Annotated in this window: 1 protein-coding gene; it reads left to right on the top strand. The window is 63.9% G+C overall.

The genetic code is table 11. The features are described from left to right. A partial coding sequence (locus N826_RS39470; RefSeq protein WP_044438185.1) for an ABC transporter permease subunit occupies positions 1 to 238 on the top strand: 238 nt, incomplete at both ends.

Below are 238 nucleotides of genomic sequence, written 5' to 3'. Positions count from 1 at the left end.
CTGCTCGGGCTGATCAACGGGTCCTTCTACGCGCTGCTGAGCCTCGGCTTGGCAGTCATCTTCGGCATGCTCAACGTCATCAACTTCGCACACGGCGCCCAGTACATGCTGGGCGCCTTCGCGGCGTGGATGCTGTTGAAGTTCACCGGCATCGGCTACTGGTGGGCGCTGGTCCTGGCCCCGCTGGTGGTCGGCCTGATCGGCGTCGTGCTGGAAAAGCTGATGCTGAGCCGGCTCT

The sequence above is a fragment of the Skermanella aerolata KACC 11604 genome, assembly GCF_000936425.1.
Taxonomy (GTDB): domain Bacteria; phylum Pseudomonadota; class Alphaproteobacteria; order Azospirillales; family Azospirillaceae; genus Skermanella; species Skermanella aerolata.
Note: the sequence above shows the minus strand (reverse complement) of the source record. Positions and strands in the feature narration are given on the sequence as shown.